General features: G+C 62.8%; 18 protein-coding genes, 1 tRNA gene and 2 pseudogenes. 9 read left to right on the top strand and 12 right to left on the bottom strand.

Annotated features, from left to right (window positions below; genetic code table 11):
* Positions 1 to 10 precede the first annotated feature (10 nt).
* The 7 genes from D9M09_RS19165 to D9M09_RS19140 all read left to right on the top strand — a co-directional run bounded on the left by D9M09_RS19165 (position 11) and on the right by D9M09_RS19140 (position 7,008).
* Complete coding sequence (locus D9M09_RS19165; RefSeq protein WP_070219160.1) at positions 11 to 3,175, top strand: efflux RND transporter permease subunit; 3,165 nt, start codon at positions 11 to 13, stop codon at positions 3,173 to 3,175.
* A gap of 1 nt (position 3,176) precedes the next feature.
* Positions 3,177 to 4,625 (top strand): AdeC/AdeK/OprM family multidrug efflux complex outer membrane factor, encoded by a 1,449-nt coding sequence (adeC, locus tag D9M09_RS19160; RefSeq protein ID WP_121670149.1) that lies wholly within the window; start codon positions 3,177 to 3,179, stop codon positions 4,623 to 4,625.
* 63 nt (positions 4,626 to 4,688) lie between these two features.
* Positions 4,689 to 5,303, top strand: a complete 615-nt coding sequence (locus D9M09_RS19155; RefSeq protein WP_070219162.1) for a TetR/AcrR family transcriptional regulator — start codon at positions 4,689 to 4,691, stop codon at positions 5,301 to 5,303.
* 103 nt (positions 5,304 to 5,406) lie between these two features.
* Positions 5,407 to 5,483: transfer RNA gene (locus tag D9M09_RS19150), tRNA-Pro, on the top strand.
* A 127-nt stretch (positions 5,484 to 5,610) separates the two neighbouring features.
* Positions 5,611 to 5,919: a hypothetical protein gene (locus D9M09_RS19145; RefSeq protein WP_162995751.1), complete on the top strand. Its 309-nt coding sequence runs from the start codon at positions 5,611 to 5,613 to the stop codon at positions 5,917 to 5,919.
* A 259-nt stretch (positions 5,920 to 6,178) separates the two neighbouring features.
* Positions 6,179 to 6,316: a hypothetical protein gene (locus tag D9M09_RS29155; RefSeq protein WP_162995750.1), complete on the top strand. Its 138-nt coding sequence runs from the start codon at positions 6,179 to 6,181 to the stop codon at positions 6,314 to 6,316.
* Between the two features lie 251 nt (positions 6,317 to 6,567).
* Positions 6,568 to 7,008: a hypothetical protein gene (locus D9M09_RS19140; RefSeq protein ID WP_070310282.1), complete on the top strand. Its 441-nt coding sequence runs from the start codon at positions 6,568 to 6,570 to the stop codon at positions 7,006 to 7,008.
* Positions 7,009 to 7,239: 231 nt separating this feature from the next.
* Here the strand turns inward: D9M09_RS19140 and D9M09_RS29755 are convergent.
* Together D9M09_RS29755 and D9M09_RS19130 are read right to left on the bottom strand one after the other, a co-directional pair.
* A pseudogene (locus D9M09_RS29755) lies at positions 7,240 to 7,464 on the bottom strand (integrase core domain-containing protein); the annotation flags it as partial.
* Positions 7,446 to 8,441: an AraC family transcriptional regulator gene (locus tag D9M09_RS19130; RefSeq protein ID WP_121670146.1), complete on the bottom strand. Its 996-nt coding sequence runs from the start codon at positions 8,439 to 8,441 to the stop codon at positions 7,446 to 7,448. The gene D9M09_RS19130 and the pseudogene D9M09_RS29755, both read right to left, overlap by 19 nt.
* A gap of 59 nt (positions 8,442 to 8,500) precedes the next feature.
* Between D9M09_RS19130 and D9M09_RS19125 the strand changes: the two genes are divergently transcribed.
* Both D9M09_RS19125 and D9M09_RS19120 read left to right on the top strand, forming a co-directional pair.
* Positions 8,501 to 9,751, top strand: coding sequence for an MFS transporter (locus D9M09_RS19125; protein ID WP_121670145.1), 1,251 nt, complete (start codon positions 8,501 to 8,503; stop codon positions 9,749 to 9,751).
* Positions 9,752 to 9,955: 204 nt separating this feature from the next.
* Positions 9,956 to 11,968: a S9 family peptidase gene (locus D9M09_RS19120; RefSeq protein WP_121670144.1), complete on the top strand. Its 2,013-nt coding sequence runs from the start codon at positions 9,956 to 9,958 to the stop codon at positions 11,966 to 11,968.
* 41 nt (positions 11,969 to 12,009) lie between these two features.
* Here D9M09_RS19120 and D9M09_RS19115 read toward each other — a convergent pair whose 3' ends face one another.
* From D9M09_RS19115 to D9M09_RS19070, 10 genes and pseudogenes are all read right to left on the bottom strand, one after another.
* The gene (locus D9M09_RS19115; RefSeq protein ID WP_070219169.1) at positions 12,010 to 12,720 is read right to left on the bottom strand and encodes a glycosyltransferase; all 711 of its coding nucleotides are present in this window, start codon (positions 12,718 to 12,720) and stop codon (positions 12,010 to 12,012) included.
* A complete protein-coding gene (locus D9M09_RS19110; protein WP_121670143.1) occupies positions 12,717 to 13,361 on the bottom strand; it encodes a class I SAM-dependent DNA methyltransferase in 645 nt (214 codons plus the stop codon). The genes D9M09_RS19115 and D9M09_RS19110 overlap by 4 nt, the downstream gene beginning before the upstream one ends.
* A complete protein-coding gene (locus D9M09_RS19105) occupies positions 13,358 to 14,128 on the bottom strand; it encodes a PIG-L deacetylase family protein (protein ID WP_121670142.1) in 771 nt (256 codons plus the stop codon). The genes D9M09_RS19110 and D9M09_RS19105 overlap by 4 nt, the downstream gene beginning before the upstream one ends.
* A gap of 1 nt (position 14,129) precedes the next feature.
* Positions 14,130 to 15,158: an acyl-CoA dehydrogenase gene (locus tag D9M09_RS19100; RefSeq protein ID WP_070310289.1), complete on the bottom strand. Its 1,029-nt coding sequence runs from the start codon at positions 15,156 to 15,158 to the stop codon at positions 14,130 to 14,132.
* A 171-nt stretch (positions 15,159 to 15,329) separates the two neighbouring features.
* Positions 15,330 to 15,476: pseudogene (locus D9M09_RS19095) on the bottom strand (IS1595 family transposase); the annotation flags it as partial.
* Between the two features lie 80 nt (positions 15,477 to 15,556).
* Positions 15,557 to 16,171: a hypothetical protein gene (locus tag D9M09_RS19090; RefSeq protein ID WP_121670141.1), complete on the bottom strand. Its 615-nt coding sequence runs from the start codon at positions 16,169 to 16,171 to the stop codon at positions 15,557 to 15,559.
* Between the two features lie 141 nt (positions 16,172 to 16,312).
* Positions 16,313 to 18,403, bottom strand: a complete 2,091-nt coding sequence (locus D9M09_RS19085) for a methyl-accepting chemotaxis protein (protein ID WP_070310291.1) — start codon at positions 18,401 to 18,403, stop codon at positions 16,313 to 16,315.
* Positions 18,404 to 18,460: 57 nt separating this feature from the next.
* Entirely contained in the window at positions 18,461 to 19,219 is a 759-nt protein-coding gene (locus D9M09_RS19080; RefSeq protein WP_083293424.1) for a TorF family putative porin, read from the bottom strand.
* 287 nt (positions 19,220 to 19,506) lie between these two features.
* Positions 19,507 to 19,920, bottom strand: a complete 414-nt coding sequence (locus D9M09_RS19075) for a hypothetical protein (protein ID WP_070310293.1) — start codon at positions 19,918 to 19,920, stop codon at positions 19,507 to 19,509.
* Between the two features lie 81 nt (positions 19,921 to 20,001).
* On the bottom strand, positions 20,002 to 20,715 hold the full coding sequence (locus D9M09_RS19070) for a FadR/GntR family transcriptional regulator (protein ID WP_240453422.1): 714 nt from the start codon (positions 20,713 to 20,715) through the stop codon (positions 20,002 to 20,004).
* Positions 20,716 to 20,824 lie beyond the last annotated feature (109 nt).

The raw sequence follows: 20,824 nt of genomic DNA, 5'->3' as shown, positions 1-20,824 counted from the left end.
GAGAATATTAATGGCCCGTTTTTTCATTGACCGCCCGATTTTTGCCTGGGTGGTCGCGATCGTCATCATGCTTGCCGGCGTGATTTCGATCCTCAGCCTGCCGATCGCGCAGTACCCGAGCATCGCTCCGCCGTCGATTTCGATCAGCGGCTCCTACCCTGGCGCCTCCGCCAAGACCGTGGAAGATGCGGTCACCCAGGTCATCGAACAAAAGATGAAGGGTATCGACGGCTTGCGCTACATGTCCTCGTCGAGCGATGCGACTGGCGGCATCAGCATCACCTTGACGTTTACCAGCGGCACCAATCCCGACATCGCCCAGGTGCAGGTACAGAACAAGCTGCAGCTGGCCACGCCGCTGCTGCCGACGGCTGTCACGCAACAGGGTCTTGTCGTGTCGAAAGCCACGAAGAACTTCCTGATGGTGTTCGGCTTCATTTCCGAAAACGGCAAGATGGACCAGACCGACTTGAGCGACTATGTGGCCGCCAACGTCGTCGATCCGCTGAGCCGTGTTGCCGGCGTGGGCGACGTGACCCTGTTCGGTTCGCAGTACGCCATGCGTATCTGGCTCGACCCGGCCAAGCTGCAAAGTTTTAACCTGACCCCGGCGGACGTGATCACGGCCGTGCAGGCGCAGAATGCGGAAGTGTCGGCCGGTGAACTGGGCGGCACGCCGTCCGTCAAGGGTCAGCAGCTGAACGCCACCGTGTCGGCGCAAAGCCGTTTGCAAACGGTGGAGCAGTTCGGCGCCATCTTGCTGAAAACCACGACCAACGGTGCCATGGTGTACCTGAAGGACGTGGCCAGCATGGAACTGGGCCGCGAGAACTACAACACCGTGGCCCGCTACAACGGCCATGCGGCCACCGGCGTGGCGATCAAGCTGGCGACGGGCGCCAACGCGCTCGATACGGCCAATGCGGCGAAAGCCATGCTGGGCAACTTGAGCAAGCAATTCCCTGAAGGCATGAGCTACCAGGTGGCGTTCGACACCACCCCGTTCGTGAAACTGTCGATCGAGGAAGTGGTCAAGACCCTGGTCGAAGCCGTCATCCTGGTATTCCTCGTGATGTACCTGTTCCTGCAAAACTTCCGCGCCACCCTGATTCCGACCATGGCCGTGCCGGTCGTGCTGCTCGGTACCTTCGGCATCCTGAATGCCTTCGGCTATTCGATCAATACGCTCACCATGTTCGCCATGGTGCTGGCCATTGGTCTCTTGGTCGATGATGCGATCGTGGTGGTGGAAAACGTCGAGCGCGTGATGAGCGAAGAGGGCTTGTCGCCGCTGGAAGCGACGCGCAAGTCCATGACGCAGATCACGGGCGCGCTGGTCGGTATCGCCATGGTGCTGTCGGCCGTGTTCGTGCCGATGGCCTTCTTCGGCGGTTCGACGGGCGTGATTTACCGTCAGTTCTCGATCACGATCGTCTCGTCGATGGTGCTGTCCGTCGTCGTCGCGCTGGTGTTTACGCCAGCCTTGTGCGCCACCCTGTTGAAACCGGTAGAGAAGGGCCATCACGCGACGAACAAGGGTTTCTTCGGCTGGTTCAACCGCAGCTTCGACCGCAGCAGCAATAAATACCAGGGCTGGGTCGGCGCCATGATCACGCACCGTTTCCGCTCGATGCTGCTGTACGTGCTGCTGCTGGCTGGCCTGGTGTTCATCTTCATGCGCCTGCCGACCTCCTTCCTGCCGGAAGAAGACCAGGGCATCCTGTTTACGCAGATTCAATTGCCGACGGGCGCCACGCAAGAGCGCACCCTGAAGGTGATCGAACAGGTTGAAGACCACTTCATGAACAGCGAGAAGGACAACGTCGCTTCCGTGTTTGCCGTCGCCGGTTTCAGCTTCGGCGGTAACGGCCAGAATACGGGTATCGCCTTCGTGCGCCTGAAAGACTGGTCGCTGCGCAAGGACGTGGCGCAGAAAGCGCCGGCCGTGGCCGGCCGCGCCATGGGCAAGTTGTTGCAGATCAAGGATGCGATGGTATTTACGTTCGCCCCGCCTGCCGTGCTGGAACTGGGTAACGCCACCGGTTTCGACATGCAGCTGCAGGATATCGGCGGTGTCGGCCATGACGCCCTGATGGCGGCGCGTAACCAGTTGCTGGGCATGGCGTCGCAAAACCCGGCCATGGTGGGCGTGCGCCCGAACGGCCAGGAAGATACGCCGCAGTACAAGATCGACATCGACCAGCAGAAAGCCACCGCGCTGGGCTTGCAGATATCGGAAATCAACCGCGTGCTGAGCGTGGGCTGGGGTAGCTCGTATGTGAACGACTTCCTCGACCGTGGCCGCGTGAAGAAAGTGTTCATGCAAGGCAATGCCGAATCGCGCATGCTGCCGGAAGACTTGAACAAGTGGTTCGTGCGCAACACGGCTGGCCAGATGGTGCCGTTCTCCGCCTTTGCCACCGGCAAGTGGATTTACGCGTCGCCACGCCTGGAACGCTACAACGGCTTGCCGTCGGTAGAGATCCTCGGTACGCCGGCACCGGGCCAGAGCACGGGCGCCGCCATGAACGCGATGGAAGAGATGGTGGCCAAGCTGCCGCCTGGCATCGGCTTCAGCTGGACCGGCGTGTCGCTGGAAGAGCGCGAATCCGGTTCGCAGACGCCGCAGCTGTACGCGCTGTCGCTGCTGATCGTCTTCCTGTGCCTGGCTGCGCTGTATGAAAGCTGGTCGATTCCATTCTCGGTGCTGCTGGTCGTGCCGCTGGGCGTGATCGGCGCCGTGCTCGGCACGTGGCTGTTCGGCCTGTCGAACGACGTGTACTTCCAGGTGGGCTTGCTCACGGTGGTGGGTCTGTCGGCGAAGAACGCCATTCTGATCGTGGAATTTGCCAAGGAAATGCAGGAATCGGGCATGTCGCTGCTGGACGCGACCTTGCACGCGGTGCGTCTGCGTCTGCGTCCGATTCTGATGACCTCGATTGCCTTCGGCCTGGGCGTGTTGCCGCTGGCCATTTCCAGCGGCGCCGGTTCCGGCAGCCAGAACGCCATCGGTATCGGCGTGCTGGGCGGTATGTTGACGGCCACGTTCCTCGGTATCTTCTTCGTGCCGGTGTTCTTCGTGCTGGTGCGCGGCTTCTTCTCGAAGCCGGACGCGCCCGCCACGCCGGCGACGCCTGGTTCGCCAGCCGTCACGCTTTCCAAGGATGCACATTAATATGAAAAAATCACTACTCTCCATGGCGGCGCTGGCCTTGCTGGCCGGTTGCAGCCTGGCTCCCACGTACGAGCGTCCGGCAGCGCCGGCGCCCACGGCGTGGCCGACGGGCCCTTCCTACAAGGCCGACACGGCCGCCGCCGACGCCAAGCCGGTGGCGGACATCGCCTGGCGCGAGTTCTTTGCCGATGCGCGCCTGCGCCAGGTACTGGAACTGGCGCTGGCCAACAACCGCGACCTGCGCGTCTCGATCCTGAACATCGAGAAGGCGCGCGCCACGTACGGCATCGAACGCGCCGCCCTGATCCCGACCCTGTCGGCGTCGGGCGGCCAATCGGCCACGCGCATTTCGAAAAACGCCAGCCCGACGGGCGAAGCGTCCATCAACCGCCAGTACACGGCGAACCTGGGCGTATCGGCCTACGAGCTGGACTTCTTCGGCCGCGTGCGCAGCCTGTCAGACAGTGCGCTGGAACAATACCTGGGCACGGAAGAAGCACGCCGTGCGCAGCAGATCAGCCTGGTGGCCGAAGTGGCCAGCACCTATCTGAACCTGGTGGCCGACCAGCAGCGTCTGCGCGTGGCGCAGGACACCTTGAAGAGCCAGCAGTCGTCGTACGACCTGGCCGTGCGCCGCTTCAGCGCGGGCGCCACCTCGGGCCTGGACAAGTACGATGCCCAGACCAGCGTCGAGTCGGCCCGTTCCGACGTGGCTGTCTACACGAGCCAGGTGGCGCTGGACCAGAACGCGCTGGTCTTGCTGGTGGGCGGCCCCGTGCCGGCCGACCTGCTGCCGCCAGCCGAGTTCGGCACCGTGACGGCGCTGACGGACATTCCGTCCGGCGTGCCGTCGGACGTGCTGCAACGCCGTCCCGACGTGCTGGCGGCGGAGCGCACCTTGCGCGCCGCCAATGCCAACATCGGCGCGGCGCGCGCGGCTTTCTTCCCGCGCATTTCGCTGACGGCCACGGCCGGTTCGGTCAGCGACAACCTGTCGGGCCTGTTCAAGGCGGGCAGCGGCACGTGGAGTTTCCTGCCGCAGATCAGCTTGCCGATCTTCGATGGCGGCGTGAACCGCGCCAACCTCGATATCGCCAAGGTGCAGCGTGAAATCTCCGTGGCGCAATACGAAAAGGCGATCCAGGTCGCCTTCCGCGAAGTGTCCGATGCGCTGGCCCAGCGCGGCACCATCGACGAGCGCCTGCAGTCGCAGGTCTCGCTGGTCGAGGCGTCGACGAAGAGCTACACCATCCACGATGCGCGCTACAAGCAGGGCGCCGAGTCCTACCTGAACGCCCTGGTGGCCCAGCGCGCGCTGTACACGGCGCAGCAAAGCCTGATCACGGCGCGCCTGGCCAAATCGACCAACCTGGTCACCTTGTACAAGGTGCTGGGCGGCGGTTGGCAGCCTGAGCAGGCAGCCGTCGCGGCGGCTGGCGGCGCCCAATAATCACGGGGACGCCGACGCCGGCCTTGCCCGCAAGGGCAGGGCCGGCGCGCTACTGGAAAAGTCATGAACCAAGTTGAAAAGAAGCATCCGGATCCCGAGCGCGCCAACACGCGGCGCAAGCAGGTGCTCGATGCGGCCGAAAGCTGCTTCAGCCGCCGCGGTTTCCACGGCGCCAGCATGGCCGAGATATCGAAGGCGGCCGGCATGAGCGCGGGCCACATCTATAATTATTTTGACAGCAAGGATGCGATCATCGCCGCCTTCGTCATGCAGAATACGGAGCGCGTCTCCAATTTGATGCAGGACCTGGCGCAGCGCGAAGACCCGCTGCAGGCCGTGATCGACAATGCGGGCGAGCATGTGCTCGAAGCGCTGGACCCGACCACGTGGATGATGCCGCTGGAAATCTTTGCCGAAGCGTCGCGCAATCCGGCGATCGCGGAAATGCTGCAATGCTCGGACCGGCGTTCGCGCCAGTTATTTCTCTCCATCATCCGGGATGCGCGCATCAAGCGCGGCTTGCCGGCCGACGAGGAAATGCTGCAGGGGCGCCTCGATGCCCTGGTGGCGCTGTATCAGGGCTTGCCCGTGCGCTTCATTCACCATCCGGACGTGAAGGTCGAACCGCTGATCGCGGGCTTTCGCATCGTCCTGACGGCGCTGCTGCTGAGCGAATAGGGCGCTTGAGCGGGACATGCAAAAAAGTTTGCGCAGATCGACATGAATCGCGCGCAAAAGCATGGCAAAAACCTAAAAGCGTCTGCTATAATTCCCACCTCGTCGGGGCGTAGCGCAGCCTGGTAGCGTACATGCATGGGGTGCATGGGGTCGGAAGTTCGAATCTTCTCGCCCCGACCATTAGATTCAAGGAGTTACAGCGCAAGCTGTATAGAAACCCAGTACTGTTTATTATACGTTTGTATAATATCGGTACTGGGTTTTTCCGTTTACAGAAGCGGACGCTGCGTTAGAGCTGCGCCAGGCCATGATTGACTCGACAAATATGTGCACCAAGCAAGTAACGATAGATCTTACCTACGCCAAGAATGCTTTGTTCGTTCGTCAATCCGTTGCGGTCGCTTTTGGCGTGCCAATCGATAGGGAAATAACTTGGGTCTTCCTTCAAGATATGCTCTGTAATGCCAGCGAGTGTGCATTACCTGCGCGGGTGTTAGTCTGTGGCCTGCCAAGTGCTAGCGGCGCGATTGGCGATGAGATTCGAATGCTCCGCACCTTTCTCCGCGCGCTGGCGACAACGCGAAGCATCGAAGTTCAGATTGTTTTGCACGATTAAACATGTGGCGCTCTGCCTCTGCTCTGGGGCGACAGTTGCCGTACGCCGTAGGGCTGACATCGGCCAGGAACAGTCATTCGCGTTGACGTGACAATACGTGACTTTTCTCGCTTGCTAAGTCGTTATGCTCATGGGCCGCTAGCGGCCAAAGACGGACGCCGATGAGCATATTTTTCGATTCACGGAGAGTCATATCAAAACACTTGCACGCGCCATAATTTTCGCCACACAATATATAAATAGTCGAGCCGGCGACGCCTTGGACGACGATGTCGCGGTACTCGAAGAGATTTCAGCGGAGTTGAAAAAAACTTCCGTCGAGGAAAAGAAATGCCTTATCCAAACCGCAAAAGAGCTCGGACTTGAATCTTGGCTGGATGAAATGGGCATTGATTAAGTGCGCAGAAAAAGATATTGGAAAGCTGCTGTTGGGCCGGGAGCGGACGTTGAACAGGCATGCGCTGCTGCTTGCCTGCCTTTACGCGCAAGAACACAAGCGTCTTCAACGATTCTGAACGCAAGTCGATTCTGCGTCGAATTTTCCCCGGCTACTTTCAGCGACGCTAACGACTGCAAGAGCAGCCGCCCGATAGAATAGAGCTTGTTTAATTCCGGGCATGCAGTTGCCCATTTCTAAGTATGGAATCAATGACGGTGATGGCAACAAAGTGGAAGAACCAGGAGGTGCGAAGCTGCAATGGCCTTCTGTGCAGCAATGGTGATCTCTACGACGTGCACGCAACCAGAATGGCCAGGGTACGTGAAAAACAGGAACTTGGCGGTTGGCTCAATGTCGCGATTCTGGCGCAAGAAGAGTTGTATGGTGGACAGTACATGGTTAAGTGCGGAGAGGCTGCGGAACACGGCTCAATCGGCGTAGTCGTTTTGGAATCGCTGCAAAATCATGAACCTGTTTGGACGTTTGTTTCTGATCAATCCAATCCATTTGATCAAATAACAATCAAGGGCGGCTTGGTGTTGGTGCTGTCAACGTCAGGCGCCGTGTTACGGTTTGGTGCGCCAATGAGGGAGGCAAGGCTTCTGCTTCCGAGTACTTCGATCCATGGTTCTAACGACGAGCGCTTGTAAAGTGAGACGCTGCGCGTCCGCTATGCTTAGGTGACGCCTTTTAAGCAGCCTCCGGCCACAAGCGGTCAGTCGTGAACAGGGAGACAGATGGGCTTCATCAACAGATGTGAAGCGTCGCTACGATTATTTGGCGACGACCTCATTCCCGAAGAGGTGTGCCGTCTATTCGGCCATTTCCCTTCGCAGGCATGGATGGTAATCCCTCTTAGAGCGCGTTAAAAGTAGCGCTTGAGCGGCCATGGCAAGCTTTTGTTTTGGCGTGATGGCGTCAAGTGCCGTGTTCGGCCGGTCGTGATTGCCAGTCCACAGCCAGCGGGTTGCCAAATCCTCGATATCCTCGAGCGTTTCAAACAAATAATGGGCCAACCAGTCGTAACGCACCGTGCGGTTATGTCGCTGAAAAATGGATTGATCAGCGCTTCCCTCCGCTATTCTCCTCAAAGCATTTGCCGACAGGCACCCGGCGGCGTGCCGATGACGCGCTTAAAAGCACGACTGAACGCGGCTTGCGATGTATAGCCAAGGCGTCGGGCGACGACGTCGATGGACACGCTTTCGTGAGTGAGCAATTGTCTCGCAAGGCGCATTCTCAATTCCGTGGCATAGCGCAAGGGCGGCACTCCGATGGTGGTTTCAAAGCGTTGGGCGAAAACAGAGCGAGAGATATGGCACTCCGCAGCCAACTGCGCAACTGTCCATTCACGACCAGGCTGGCGGTGCAGCGCCAATATGGCGCGAGCAAGGCGCGGATCACGCAAGGCGGCGAGGAGACCGGAAGCGTTTTCACAACCGCATTCAATCCAGCCGCGCACGATCATTGCTGCCGCGACCTCCGCCAGGCGAGCCAGAATGCCTGCAAAGCCAATACGGCCGGCACAGATTTCACGCTTCATTGAATCAAGAACAGGCAGCAACCCGGGATAGCCTTGCGCTTGCGTGTCGGCCACCATGACAGTTGGCATCAGCTTGCCGATCCCTTGCATCCCGCCGAGATCGAATTCCATGCAGCCGTAAAAAATAACGGCACTGGGCACGGGGTGCGTACTGGGACATGTGTCTACTCCGCTAACGGATTCACCCAGGGGCGCGACATCGAACTTTTCGATGTCCTGAAATGCAATACCCGCATCCGATAGAAGCTGATGTCTCCTGCCGTGAGGCATGAACACCGCGCTACCGGCGGACAGCTTATGCAACTCACCATCATCGGTACACAGGAAGGCAGTGCCAACAGCGAGGAAGTGGAAGTAGGCGTGGCCTGGCCTGTCTTCAAAGCCTATGCCGAAAGCTGGACCGGTCTGAATACGCCGGTACTGGACTCCACGCAGGCGCATGCCTGTCAATAGTTCATTGACGAGATTAGATAATGGAAAAATTTGATTTTGCTTGCTCATTTTAGGTGTTTCGATCAAAACATCCGGACTTGCCATCATAGATCATCCTGCATTTTACCTCTAGACTTTCGACTCCGATTGTTTTAGGGATTTTAGAGATGAACAACGATGTTTTTGCTACCGAGCAAACGCCCAACGCGAACGATGTGTCTGTTCCAGAGCCAGCGACAGCGGCATGGATGGCAGTGTTTTCACTGGCCATGGGGGTTTTCGGTTTACTGACGGCGGAGTACCTGCCAGCCAGTCTGCTGACCCCGATGGCCTTCGATCTTGGCGTATCGGAGGCACTAGCTGGTCAGGCAGTGACGGTGACGGCCGTAGTGGCCATGTTCGCCGGGCTGTCGGTGCCAGTTCTAACGCGTAATTTTGACCGGCGTGTCGTCTTGTTGGCTTTCACGGTGCTGATGATCGCCTCCAACTTGCTGGTGGCGTTGTCCTCAAGCTTGACAGTATTATTGGTGATGCGCATTCTTCTGGGCGTCGCGTTAGGAGGCTTCTGGAGCATGACGGCAGCCGTGGCCATGCGACTGGTGCCGGCAAAGCTGGTGCCGCGAGCGCTATCCATCATATTCAGCGGCATCGCCATCGGGACGGTCGTTTCCGTACCGTTGGGCAGCTACTTAGGGGGCATATATGGCTGGCGCAGTGCATTTATAGCAGCCGCGGCTGTCGGAGGGCTGACACTTTTGTTTCAATTGTTCACGCTGCCCCGTATGGCGCCGCGCACGATGACGCGTACCACATCGGTGCTGCGATTGCTCCGTCGCCCGGGGATCGGGATCGGGATGTTGGGCTGCGTACTGGCCCATACCGGGCAATATGCATTGTTCACCTATATTCGCCCCGCTCTTGAAAGCGTTGTCCATATAGATGTAAATGGTTTGTCTCTGATGCTCCTGGGTTTTGGTGTCGCCAACTTCGTTGGCACGCTGCTGGCCGGCTGGCTAATGGAGCGTAGCCTGCGTGCCACTTTAGTGCTCATGCCTGCGCTGGTGGGCTTGGCGGCATTCGGCATGATCCTGCTGCCAGTCCAGGGAACAGGCCTGATGTTTTTGGTCGCTCTGTGGGGCCTGGCGTTCGGCGGCGTACCTGTCGCCTGGTCCAACTGGGTAGCCCGTGCTGTCCCGGATCAAGCGGAGACAGCAGGCGGCATGGTCGTCGCTGCGGTGCAATCTTCAATAGCTGCCGGCGCTGCATTGGGTGGCATTATGTTCGGCTTTGGTGGAGTGACAGGCGTTTTCATTATTGCTGGCGTTGTGATGCTGTTCGCCGCTCTCGTTATCGCTTTAAAAGTTCGCGTGGAACTGCCGCAGCACGGTGCGACCGCTGCCCCGGTGCTGCACGGTTGAACGCAAGCCACATCCGAACTGTCCGCCGTCGCCATGCGGGCATGCATCATCTGCTATGCAGTTCATCCCTCCTTTCCACCTTCCTGTGCCCCGATTTTCGTCCCCTGTCGCTGTCATCAACCTGGCAGCACGGCTTTGACCTATGATTTGCTGGCACATGCACCATGATTATGTTTTCCTTCATCCCACAACCATGAGGTGTCCATGATTCGCTATGTCCTGCCTGCCCTGTTGTTCGCCAGCGCCCTGCCGGCGCATGCCCAAGCCCCTGTCAAGGAAACGCCGCTGATCGAGCGCACCAAGCTGTTCGGCAATCCCAGCAAGTCCGGCGGCAAGCTCAGCCCCGATGGACGTTGGCTGTCGTGGATCGCGCCGCGCGATGGCGTGCTCAATGTGTGGGTGGCGCCGGCCGGCGACCTGGCGCAGGCGCGGCCGTTGACGGAAGAAAAGGTGCGTCCCATCCGCGGCAGCTTCTGGTCGCCCGATTCGACAACCCTGCTGTTCATCCAGGACAAGGGCGGCGACGAGAATTTCCTGCTGTACGGCGTGAACGTGGCGACCGGCAAGCAGGTCAATTACACGCCGTTCGAGAAGACGCGCGTGCGCATCGTCCAGATCAGCAGCAAGGTCAAGGACCGGATTCTCGTCGGCATCAATAACCGCGATGCGCGCTGGCACGACGTGTACAGCCTGGACCTGGCCAGCGGCAAGCTGACCCTGGTGCAGCAGAACGATGGCTATGGCGGCTACCTGGCCGATGAATTGCTCAATCTGCGTATGGCCAGCAAGGCGCGCGCCGATGGCGGCATGCAGTATTTTCGCCTGACGGACGGCAAGGTCGAGAGCACGCCGCTGACCGAAGTCGGTCTGGAAGACTCGCAGACGACGGCGCCGCTGGCGTTTACGGTCGACGGCAAGACCTTGTACTGGACCGATTCGCGCGGCCGCAATACCTCGGCGCTGCTGGCGCAGGACGTGGCCAGCGGCAAGACCACGGTCATGGCGCAAGACCCGCGCGCCGACATCGCCGATGCGCTGTACGACACGCGCACGGGCCGGGTGCAGGCCTATGCGGTCAATTATCTGCAGCAGGAATATCTGCCGTTGGCGGACGACCTGAAAGCCGACCTGGACTTCCTGAAGAAAAATACCCAGGGCCAGTTCACGGTGACCTCGCGCACGGATGCCGACGATAAATGGCTGGTGAATGTCGATGCCGTCACGGCGCCCCCATCGAGCTGGCTATACGAGCGCAAGACCAAAAAGCTCACGCGGCTGTACGTGACGCGTCCGGAACTGGAAGGCGCGCCGCTGGTGCCCATGTATCCGCAGCAAATCAAGGCGCGCGACGGCCTGAACCTCGTGTCTTACCTGACCCTGCCGCAGGCGTCGAAGGCGGGCGCCGGCGGCAAGGCCACGCAGGCGGTGCCGATGGTGCTGCTGGTGCACGGCGGACCGTGGGCGCGCGACACCTATGGCTATAACGGTTACCATCAGTGGCTGGCCAACCGCGGCTATGCCGTGCTGTCGGTGAACTTCCGCGGCTCGACGGGCTTCGGCAAGCAATTCATCTCGGCCGGCGACTTGCAGTGGGGCCGCAAGATGCATGACGATTTGCTCGATGCGGTGCAATGGGCGGTGAAAAGCGGCGTGACCAGCGCCGACAAGGTGGCCATCATGGGCGGCTCCTACGGCGGCTACGCCACCCTGGCCGGCATGGCGTTCACGCCGACGACGTTTGCCTGCGGCGTCGACATCGTCGGCCCGTCGAACCTGTTTACCTTGCTGCAAACCATCCCGCCGTACTGGGAAGCGGGCAAGCAGCAGTTCTACAAACGCATGGGCGACCCGACCACGGAAGAGGGCAAGGCGCTGCTCAAGGAACGCTCGCCGCTGAACTTTGCGCAGAATATCCAGCGCCCGCTGCTGATCGGCCAGGGAGCGAACGACCCGAGAGTCAACGTGGCTGAATCGGACCAGATCGTGGCGGCCATGGCGGCGAAGAATATTCCCGTCACCTATGTGCTGTTCCCCGATGAGGGCCATGGCTTTGCCCGGCCCGTCAACAACATCGCCTTCAATGCCGTGACGGAAAACTTCCTGGGGCAATGCCTGGCGGGCCGCGCCGAGCCGATCGGGGCCACCCTGAAGGCATCCACCGCGCAGGTCAAGCATGGCGCCGAGTTTGCGCCGGGCTTGCAGGAGGCGATGCGCTAAGAGCCTGTCCCAGGGGATGTATGCATCCGCTGGGACAGGTTCTAAGTCAGGTGTGGTGACGCTTCCATCTCCGCCACCACCTGCTGCAAGGTATCGCCAAAGCCGCCCCGTGCCCTGGCATGGCGGCGGGCGCTGGTGGTGACGCGCGGCGCGGCGCTCCAGGCGATGTGCGCGCCGCACGCTTGCAGCGCGGCCACCATGGCCACGTCTTCGCTGCAAGCCAGTGGCGCGAAGCCGCCGGCGCGCAGGTAGGCGCTGGCGCACACGCCGAAGTTGGCGCCATGGATGTGGCGGTGGCCGTCGGCATCGGTATAGGTGCGGCTGAAGTGGGCAAGCAGCGCCCCGGCGTTGTCGCCGTGCGGCGACCAGTCGTCCACGGCCACCGTGCCGCAGACGGCATCGGCATTCAGGCCCAGCTGTGTACTCAGCCACGATGGCGAGACGCGCGTATCCGCATCCGTGAAGGCCAGCCAGCGGGCACCGCGTTGCAGCAGTTCCTGCGCGCCCGCGGCGCGCGCGCTGCCCACGTTACGCACATTGACGGCGATACAGTCGAGGCGCCAGCGCAGGTCCGTCTGCATGGCGTGCGTCAGCACGATGCGTTGCGACTGGTCGCTGCAGGCGTCGAGCACGATGACGATGCACACCGCTTCTCCGGACAGTCGGGGGCAGGTGACGGCAAGGCGCAATGCCTCCAGGCAGGCATCCAGGCACGCTTCCTCGTCATGTACGGGCACCACGACGCCGATCATGCAAAGCCCTCGCGCTGCGCCACCGAGCGCGCATCGTTCGACCAGATCCCCAGCAGGAAGTCGGTCTCTTCGTGGCGCAGCACGCGGTGCAGGCCGGGCGCATCCTCGAACGCCGCATGCACGCGCACGGTCGAGATGATGCGTTGCGCGAATGGCGCGCGCCAGTGGCACAGGGCGATGCTGCCGCCCGGCGCCAGGCTGGCGATGCAGTGTTCGACCACGCGCGCCAGCTCTTCCGGCGACAGGTAATAGGCGATCTCGCTGAGGACGATCAAGTCAAACTTGTCGGCGCCGGGCACGATGCGCGGCCAGTCCTGCGGCAGCCGGTGCTGCGCGAGGCTGACGTTGCCGCCGTCTCCGGCGTCGAGCAGCCGCTGCTGCGTGAGCCCCAGCGCTTCGGCCGAAAGGTCGGCCGCCAGCAGGCGCTCGCAGCGCCGTGCCAGCGCCAGTGTCAGCTCGCCATTGCCGCATCCCGGTTCATATGCGTGGCGGTAGCGTTGCTGCGGCAGGCTGGCCAGCAACAGGGCGCGCTTGCGCTCCTCGTACCAGCGCTGGCGCACCAGCCACGGGTCGGCATCCTGGCGATACAGTTGTTCGAAATAGCTGCGGCGCTGGTCGTCGGGCGTGGAAATGGCGCTCATAGAAAATACACCTCCCACGCGTGCAACAGGCGCTGCAAGGCGTCGCCTGCCACGATGGCGGGGCTGCCCGTCGACGGGTCATCCTGCATCTGGCTGGCGAAGCAACGCAGGGCGGCGCGTTTGCGCTGCAGGAGGGGGGCCGGCAATGGCAGCCGGCGCGCGCGGTGCCAGGGTACGCGCGCGTCGCCCGGCACGGCCCAGTGCCAGCCCCAGACGGGCATTTCCACCAGGGTGGCGCCGCTGGCCGAGCAGGCCGAAGCGCAGGCCCAGCCGCACGCTTCATGGTCCGGGTGGCCATCCAGGCGCCAGGTGGTGAAGACGATGTCGCCGGGCCGCAGCTGCGCTGCCAATGTGGCGCTCAGCTGCGGCGTCCTGCCGGCCACGCCGCCATCGGGCAGGTGCAGGCGCAGCCACGCGGGCAGCGCCAGTCCCAGTGCCTGCAGCGCTAGCGCCGATTCCTGCGGACGCACCTGGCGCAGGCGTTCCTGCGGCCAGAGTGGCGAGCCCGGGTGGCTGGCGTCGCCGTCGGTGACGGCGACGAACAGCAGTTCGCTGCCCTGCGCCGCCAGCAGTTGCAGCAAGCCGCCACAGGCGAGGACTTCATCGTCGGGATGGGGCGCGACGATGACGGCACGCGCCCCCGGCGGCACCAGGGCGTGGGCGCTGATTGCGGGTAGCTCGTTGAGCCCCGGCCAGGATTGCCACACCTGGTCCGGCGTGCCGCAACCTTCGATGCGGCGCGTATGCGTATCGGCAAGGGTCAGCATGTCATAGCGCCCACGGATGGTCTTCGGCGCCGGCGACGATACCGCCGAGCACGGCCTGATCGCGCTCGGCATGGCTCTGGCGCAGGAACACGGGCAGGTCGGCCGCCAATCGCGCGAAACGGGCGTCGCGGCACAGGGGCCCGGCGCCCAGCGCGCGCGTGGTCAGCAGCAGGGCCAGCGTGGCGGCATCTTCCACGGCCAGTCGCAGGCGCAGGGCCATTCCCATGGCGTCGCGCTGCGGATGGGCGTCGATTTCCGCCGCGCCTTCGCGCAGCAGGGCGCCAGCGGCGCGCAGCGCACAGTCGATCTGGCCCAGCTGCGCCAGGCGCACGGCATCGGGGGCGGCGTGCTGCGCGCGTGCGTGCAGGTGGCTGGCGATGGCGCAGGCGGCGCCGTACCAGGCGGCCGCGATGCCGGCGCCGCCATGCCAGAAGCCGGGACGGGCCAGATATGCGCCCGGCGCGCCCACGGGAAAGGCGCGCGCGGCGGAAAAGGTCACCTCGACGCTGGCGCAGGCGGCCATGCCGACGGCTTGCCAGCCCTGGTCCGTGACGTGCACGCCCGGCTGCGACAGGGCTATCGAGGCCAGGCAAGCCTGGCCGTCCTCATTCCAGCAGCTGACCAAGGCATGGCTGAGGCCATGCGCACCGGAGCACCAGGCCTTGCGTCCATCGAGCACATAGCGGCCATCGGCCGCCTGCTGTAATTGCACGCGCGCGCCCGGCATTTCCGCGCACCATACGCCCCAGCTGCTGCCGGCCGGCACGCCGGGGCCGTCGATTTCAGCCAGGATGGCCAGCGCATCGGTATGGCCCTCATACAGCTTGAGCAGGGACAGGTCGATGGCGGCGATGGCGGCCAGCATTTGCCAGCGCAGCAGGGTGGCGCCGTGGCCGGGCAGGGGCAGCTGGTCCAAGCCCGCATCGCGCAGGCGCCGCAAGCCTTCGATGGGGAGAAAGGCGCTGTCCTGCTGCTGCAGCAGGGCGCTCAGTGCAGCGTGGGACGGCAGGGGGAAAGCGTGGGACGACATGGCAAGCTCCTGTTTTTCAACAGAATAGCTTTCTATTTACGCAAAGTATGTTCGATTCTACACATACGCTCGCTAACGGACTCGAGTCTACGAGGCGGTGGGCGAGATGGCGCCGTCGCGCCAAGCTGCGGGGCCGGGCGGCCCCACGGCTACTCGTGCGTTTATTTTTGGCTATGTCACCGTCAAGTGTGGGAATGCTCCCAGCGCCGCCTTCAATAACGTTGCCGGTGAGCGGATGCGCCTGGCGTCGGGTATCCAGCGCCAGCCCAGGTAGTTCGGCAGGTAGCGCGTGGCCACGCCGTGAAACGGCCGCAGCCAGTCGCATGGTGAATATGCAGAGTCAGACAGCACCGCCAAGGGAAGATTCCGTCATTTCCCCTACTTGCCGATGACTGAGCCTATTTTTTTACATACAGCATGTCGGGCACGTAACTGCTGCCGTTGTGCGAGAAGGTGTAGAGGGTGTTGTCACGCAAGACGATGCCGCCTTTGATGGTTTGCGCGGGGAGCGTGCCTTCGTCGAGCAGGCAAGTGGAGCCGCCTTCATATTCGATGCACCATTGCTGTTTGCCATCTTTCTTCACGTATTGCACGCCGGGCCCCGTGACGTTGAAGCTATAGGCGGGGATGGACAGGTTCAGTTTGTCGATGCGCACGTTGCTCGCGGCCCCATTCTCCGTCAGTTTGACGAGAACGTCAGCCACGCCATCCGGTGTCGCCGTGATTTTCGCGGTCATGGTTTCCGTGCCCAGCAAGGTACCGCTGCAGCCGGTCTTGAGATAGGTTTCGGTGGTGGAGGTCAGTTCCATCGCGCCGCTGCCGTCGGCTTTGGCTGCGACGACCATGGTCTGGCGTTCATGCTCGTCGCATGGCGCTTGCCAGGTGCCGACGTAGGGCGCCAGCGTCGAGCCGGCATTGACATTGCCTGCATCACTGCTGCCGCCGCCGCCACCGCCGCAGCCAGCCAGCAGTGCGGTACTTGATGTCAATAATACTGCTACGATTTTTTTCATGCCCATCCTTTTATGCCGGCAAACATGCGTGCCGTAGACGCGGCAACAGTATAAAAGGATGGCTCAGGGGCAATTCTCACCGAATGTATTTGCCACTTGATTTACATCAAGGATAGCGTGCAATGACCAGGCAAGGCAGGCTTAAAACTCTTCCCAGTCATCTCCTGCCGGTGCCTTGGCCGGCGCGTGCTGTGCCGCTGGCGGCTTGGCAACGGCCAGGCGCTTGGCCGGTGATGCTGTCTTTGGCGGCGCGGCGCGCGGTGTTGCCACGGCTGCCGCCGGTGTTGCTGCCGGCGCCGTCTGGCGCACCTGCTCGCCCAGCTTGAACACGCTGACCACCTCGGCCAGATGGCTGGCCTGGTCTTGCAGGCTTTCGGCTGCCGCCGCCGCTTCCTCGACCAGGGCCGCGTTCTGCTGCGTCACGCCATCCATCTGCGCCAGCGCCTGGTTGACCTGGGCGATGCCGTCGCTTTGTTCGTTGGTGGCGACGCTGATGTCGGCCATGATGGCGGTCACCTTGCGCACGCTGTCGACCACCTGTTCCATGGTGGCGCCCGCCTCATCGACGAGCTTGCTGCCGGCCGCGACCTTGCCCACCGAATCGTCGATCAGCAGCTTGATTTCCTTGGCCGCCGCCGCCGAGCGTTGCGCCAGGTTGCGCACTTCCGTGGCGACGACGGCGAAACCGCGGCCCTGTTCGCCCGCGCGCGCCGCTTCCACGGCCGCATTCAGGGCCAGGATATTCGTCTGGAAGGCGATGCCGTCGATCACGCTGATGATATCGACGATCTTGTTCGACGAGTCGTTGATCGAGGTCATCGTTTCGATGACCTTGCCGACCACCTCACCGCTCTTCTGCGCCACGCTCGATGCGGAAGCGGCCAGTTGATTCGCCTGGCGCGCATGGTCGGCGTTTTCCTTGACGGTGCCCGTCAGTTCTTCCACCGAAGCGGCCGTTTCTTCGAGCGAACTGGCTTGCTGCTCCGTGCGGGCCGACAGGTCGTTATTGCCTTGCGCAATTTCCGCGCTGGCGCGGGCCACGTTGTCGGCGCTGGCTTGCACTTGCAGCAGCACGGCGTGGATCTTTTCCACGAAGGCGTTGAAACCCTTGCCGATGACGGCCAGCTCGTCGGTCCCCTTGACTTCCAGCTTGACGCGCAGGTCGGCGTCGCCGCTCGACAGGTCCGTCATGGTGCGGCCCAGGGTGCGCAGGGGGCGCGTCAGCTGGTTGACGACGAGGATCAAAATACCGGCCGTGGCCGCCGCGCACAGCAGGGCGACGATCAGGGTGTAGATCATCAGGTCGCGCGCCGAGGCGATGGCCACGCTTTTCGGGAAGTTCAGTTCCACGCTCCAGGGCGCGATATCGGGGTGGATCTGCAGCGGCTGCAGCAAATGGATATAGCCCTGGCCGTCTTCATATTCGTACGGCTGGCCCTGGCGCACTTTTTCCAGGCCGGCCGCAGGCACGTCGTCGGCCTTCTTGCCCAGCCGCTCAGGCACGGGATGGCTCGCGTACAGGCCGCCGTTCGAGATCAGGGCCAGCTTGCCGCCCTCGATCACTTTCAGGTCGGCCAGGATTTTCGCCAGGCGCGTGAGCATGAAGTCGGCGCTGGCCACGCCCTTGAAGCCGCCGTCGATCATGATGGGGGCCACCAGCGAGGCCATCAGCACATTCTTGCCGTCGACGGGGTAGATGTACGGTTCCGTAAAGTAAGTCTTGCCCGTGCGCTTGGGCACGTCATACCAGTCGTTGGCGCCCGGTTTCGGGTCGAAGACGATGGGTTCGACTTGCAGCTTGCCGCCGGCGCCCCGCGTCCAGTAGGGCATGAAGCGGCCGCTGGCGTCGTAGTACGGCTTCTGGTTGGCGAAATCCGCATCCTTGCCGTCGAGCGCGTTCGGCTCCCACGTCACGGCCGCGCCCAGCAAGTCTTCCGAGCTGGTCAGGGTGGCCTTGGTCAGTTCATTGATCTGCTCGCGCTGCAGGGGCAGGCTGGCGCTCTTGGTGCCGCGCATGGCGCCGGCCAGGCTGGAAACGCTGGACAGGTTGCTGGCGATGCGCGCCTGCAGCGCGCCGGCCACTTCGCGCGCCGACGTGCGCGCCAGGTCCAGCGCGGCCGCTTCCGCGCTGGCGCTGCTCTTGTAGCCGATCACCGCCGCCGTGACGCCGAGGCTGAGGACGGCGAGCGCGGTGGCGGCGACGCAGATTTTACTGTTTAGTGAGAGTTGCATGATGCTGTTCCTTGATGGGAAGGGGTATCGGTGCCATGGGCGTCGCGGGTGGCGCGCCTAGAATGTCTTGCTGATGGCCACGACCAGCGTGGCCGCGGCCGGGTTCGACGTGTCGAACTGGCCGGCCGCATTCGGAATGCCCAAGGTGTAATGGTCGTAGGCGTCGGTGGCGCCCCAGGCGCGCGTCACGGCCGCGCTGGCGCTCCAGCCGCCGTCGAAGGCCCGGGTGACGCCCACCTTGGCGTCGCGCCAGTTCCAGATGGCATTGCCCGTGCCCGCCACCCGCCCATTGCCGGCGTGCAGGTTCAAGGTCCAGGCATTGCCCAGGTCGACATTCGCGCCCACGTCCAGGTAGCCCGTGCCGCGCGCATGCGTGATGCCGAAGAAGTCCGGCGTGACCGTATGGTTGTACTTGGCGTACAGCATCTTGTAGCTGAGGCCCAGCGACAGTTCGCCATAGTCATACTTGACGCCTGTGGCGCGGTAAACGGCGCCCGGATACTTGTAGTAATACGCGAGCACGCTGTAGCCCAGTTCACCCACCGTGCCGCTGTAGCCGCCGTACAGATCCCATTCGACGGTCGCATCCTGAATGTAGCGGTCGCTGACGGTGGAAGCCCAGGTGCCGAGCGACCAGCCGCTCGGGTGCGCGTAGTCGGCCCCCGCCTGCAGCGCCGGCTTGCCCCAGGTCTGGCGAAAGCCGCGCGAAATGTACTGGGACGTGAGGCTGGCATTGGCGCTGAAGGTGGCGGCAGGGCTGTCCGTGCTTTGCGCCTGCACGGGCAGGGCGGCCAGCAGGAAGAGGCAGCCGAGCAAGGATGTTCCAGGAAAATAGTGGTGCGATGGCATGGCAGTCAGCTCCGTATTTGCTGGCAGCGGCCGTCCAGGCACGTTGCCCTGATGGTTGCAATAAAAATGCGGAATGGACTTTTGTGGAGGCAAGGCGGACCCTGCCTGCAGGCTCGCATGAACGGGCAGATATTCTCGCCAAACTTAACTGAAAGGATAGGGGGTGGGACTAGTGGAAGTCAACAAAGTTGCGCTACGGAAAACGTAAGTTGTTGTTTCCCGGCACTTTTTCATGTGCCTGTCACATGCGCTTGTTACATTCGCGGCCCGCCACGGCTGGCTGCCTCCTGCAGGCTGGCCAGCAAGCCGGGCAGGGCCGCGTGCAAGGCAGACAGGTCGCCCGCCGACAGGTCGGCCTGCGTTTCCACCCGGCCCGAAGGCTGGCCCCAGACGACCTGTGCGCTGAGCCGGGCGCCCGACTCGAGTCCCGTGACGCTGACCAGCAGGGCGACTTCTTCCGGGGCATTGTCGGGCACGTCCTCGAGCAGGCAGGAAATGCCGAAATGATAATCCTGGAAGGCGCTGGCCGTGCCGCTGGAAAAGGCGAATACGGAGGCGAGCGCCTGTGGGGCCGCCGCCGCGAGTGCGGGCAGGGCGGCGCGGAACAGGGGCAGCAAGTCGTTTTCCAGCTGGAGCACCAGCGGGTGGGTGTGGACGAGGACGGTCATGGCAGGAGGAAGTCAATGGCGGCGCGCGATGTTAGCAGCTTTCGCCGCCGCTGTGCGCATGCACTGGTCCTACCAGTAGGTTCAATCGTCATCGCTGGTGACGCGCGTGCGCACGAAATCGATGTGGCTTTGCATGGCCGTGCGCGCTTCCTCGGGCTGGCTGGCGCAGATGGCCTCGCACAGCGTGCGGTGCTGTGACAGCAGCTGCAGCGAGGTCGCGTCGTCCTGCTGGCGCAAGCCCGTGCCATTGATGGTGATGTGTTCGCGCAGCATGCCGATGATGCTGGTGTGCAAGTGCAGGAACATGGTGTTGTGCGACGCCTGCGCGATGACTTCATGCAGGCGCGCGTCGGCCTGCGCCTCGCCGTGCTTGTCGTCGCTGGCGCGTGCCTGCTCCAGTTCGGCCAGCAGCGCCATGATCTGCGCGCGCTCGTCGCCGTTGGCCCGCTGCGCCGCAAAGTAGGCCGTCGCCCCTTCCAGCACGCGGCGAAATTCCAGGATGTCGTCGCGCAGGGCGGGGTGGTCGGCCACCAGCTGGCTCCACGGTGACGCCATGCCGTTGCGCAATTGATCCGTCACGAACACGCCGGCCCCGCGCCGGCTGCGCACGAGGCCGCGCGCCGCCAGCCGCTGCACCGCTTCGCGCACGGTGTTGCGCGAGACCCCATATTGCAGCGCCAGCAGGCGCTCGGCCGGCAATTGCGCGCCCGCCGACAAGCTGCCGTCCAGCAGGGCTGTCTCCAGCCTGCGCATCACCATCTCGACCCTGCCCCGCGTTTGCATGCCTGTCGCCATCGATGTCTTCCGGTGTTGTTTTAAAGTGGTCCGAGCAATTTGAAGTGGCTTGCGGAAGCTGGAATTATGCGTGAACCGGTCATTCTTAACAACACACAGCGGCGCCGCA

The organism is Janthinobacterium agaricidamnosum (assembly GCF_003667705.1).
Classification (GTDB): domain Bacteria; phylum Pseudomonadota; class Gammaproteobacteria; order Burkholderiales; family Burkholderiaceae_D; genus Janthinobacterium.
Note: the sequence above shows the minus strand (reverse complement) of the source record. Positions and strands in the feature narration are given on the sequence as shown.

Excerpts from the sequence above, each read along its gene's own strand:
- D9M09_RS19155 (WP_070219162.1), top strand. The coding sequence starts at position 4,689 with ATGAACCAAGTTGAAAAGAAGCATCCGGATCCCGAGCGCGCCAACACG.
- D9M09_RS19110 (WP_121670143.1), bottom strand. The coding sequence starts at position 13,361 with ATGAGCGCCATTTCCACGCCCGACGACCAGCGCCGCAGCTATTTCGAA.
- D9M09_RS19090 (WP_121670141.1), bottom strand. The coding sequence starts at position 16,171 with ATGAAAAAAATCGTAGCAGTATTATTGACATCAAGTACCGCACTGCTG.
- D9M09_RS19115 (WP_070219169.1), bottom strand. The coding sequence starts at position 12,720 with ATGATCGGCGTCGTGGTGCCCGTACATGACGAGGAAGCGTGCCTGGAT.
- D9M09_RS19120 (WP_121670144.1), top strand. The coding sequence starts at position 9,956 with ATGATTCGCTATGTCCTGCCTGCCCTGTTGTTCGCCAGCGCCCTGCCG.
- D9M09_RS19140 (WP_070310282.1), top strand. The coding sequence starts at position 6,568 with ATGACGGTGATGGCAACAAAGTGGAAGAACCAGGAGGTGCGAAGCTGC.
- D9M09_RS19105 (WP_121670142.1), bottom strand. The coding sequence starts at position 14,128 with ATGCTGACCCTTGCCGATACGCATACGCGCCGCATCGAAGGTTGCGGC.
- adeC (WP_121670149.1), top strand. The coding sequence starts at position 3,177 with ATGAAAAAATCACTACTCTCCATGGCGGCGCTGGCCTTGCTGGCCGGT.
- D9M09_RS19100 (WP_070310289.1), bottom strand. The coding sequence starts at position 15,158 with ATGTCGTCCCACGCTTTCCCCCTGCCGTCCCACGCTGCACTGAGCGCC.
- D9M09_RS19165 (WP_070219160.1), top strand. The coding sequence starts at position 11 with ATGGCCCGTTTTTTCATTGACCGCCCGATTTTTGCCTGGGTGGTCGCG.
- D9M09_RS19125 (WP_121670145.1), top strand. The coding sequence starts at position 8,501 with ATGAACAACGATGTTTTTGCTACCGAGCAAACGCCCAACGCGAACGAT.
- D9M09_RS19085 (WP_070310291.1), bottom strand. The coding sequence starts at position 18,403 with ATGCAACTCTCACTAAACAGTAAAATCTGCGTCGCCGCCACCGCGCTC.
- D9M09_RS19075 (WP_070310293.1), bottom strand. The coding sequence starts at position 19,920 with ATGACCGTCCTCGTCCACACCCACCCGCTGGTGCTCCAGCTGGAAAAC.
- D9M09_RS19145 (WP_162995751.1), top strand. The coding sequence starts at position 5,611 with ATGATTGACTCGACAAATATGTGCACCAAGCAAGTAACGATAGATCTT.
- D9M09_RS19130 (WP_121670146.1), bottom strand. The coding sequence starts at position 8,441 with ATGATGGCAAGTCCGGATGTTTTGATCGAAACACCTAAAATGAGCAAG.
- D9M09_RS19070 (WP_240453422.1), bottom strand. The coding sequence starts at position 20,715 with ATGGCGACAGGCATGCAAACGCGGGGCAGGGTCGAGATGGTGATGCGC.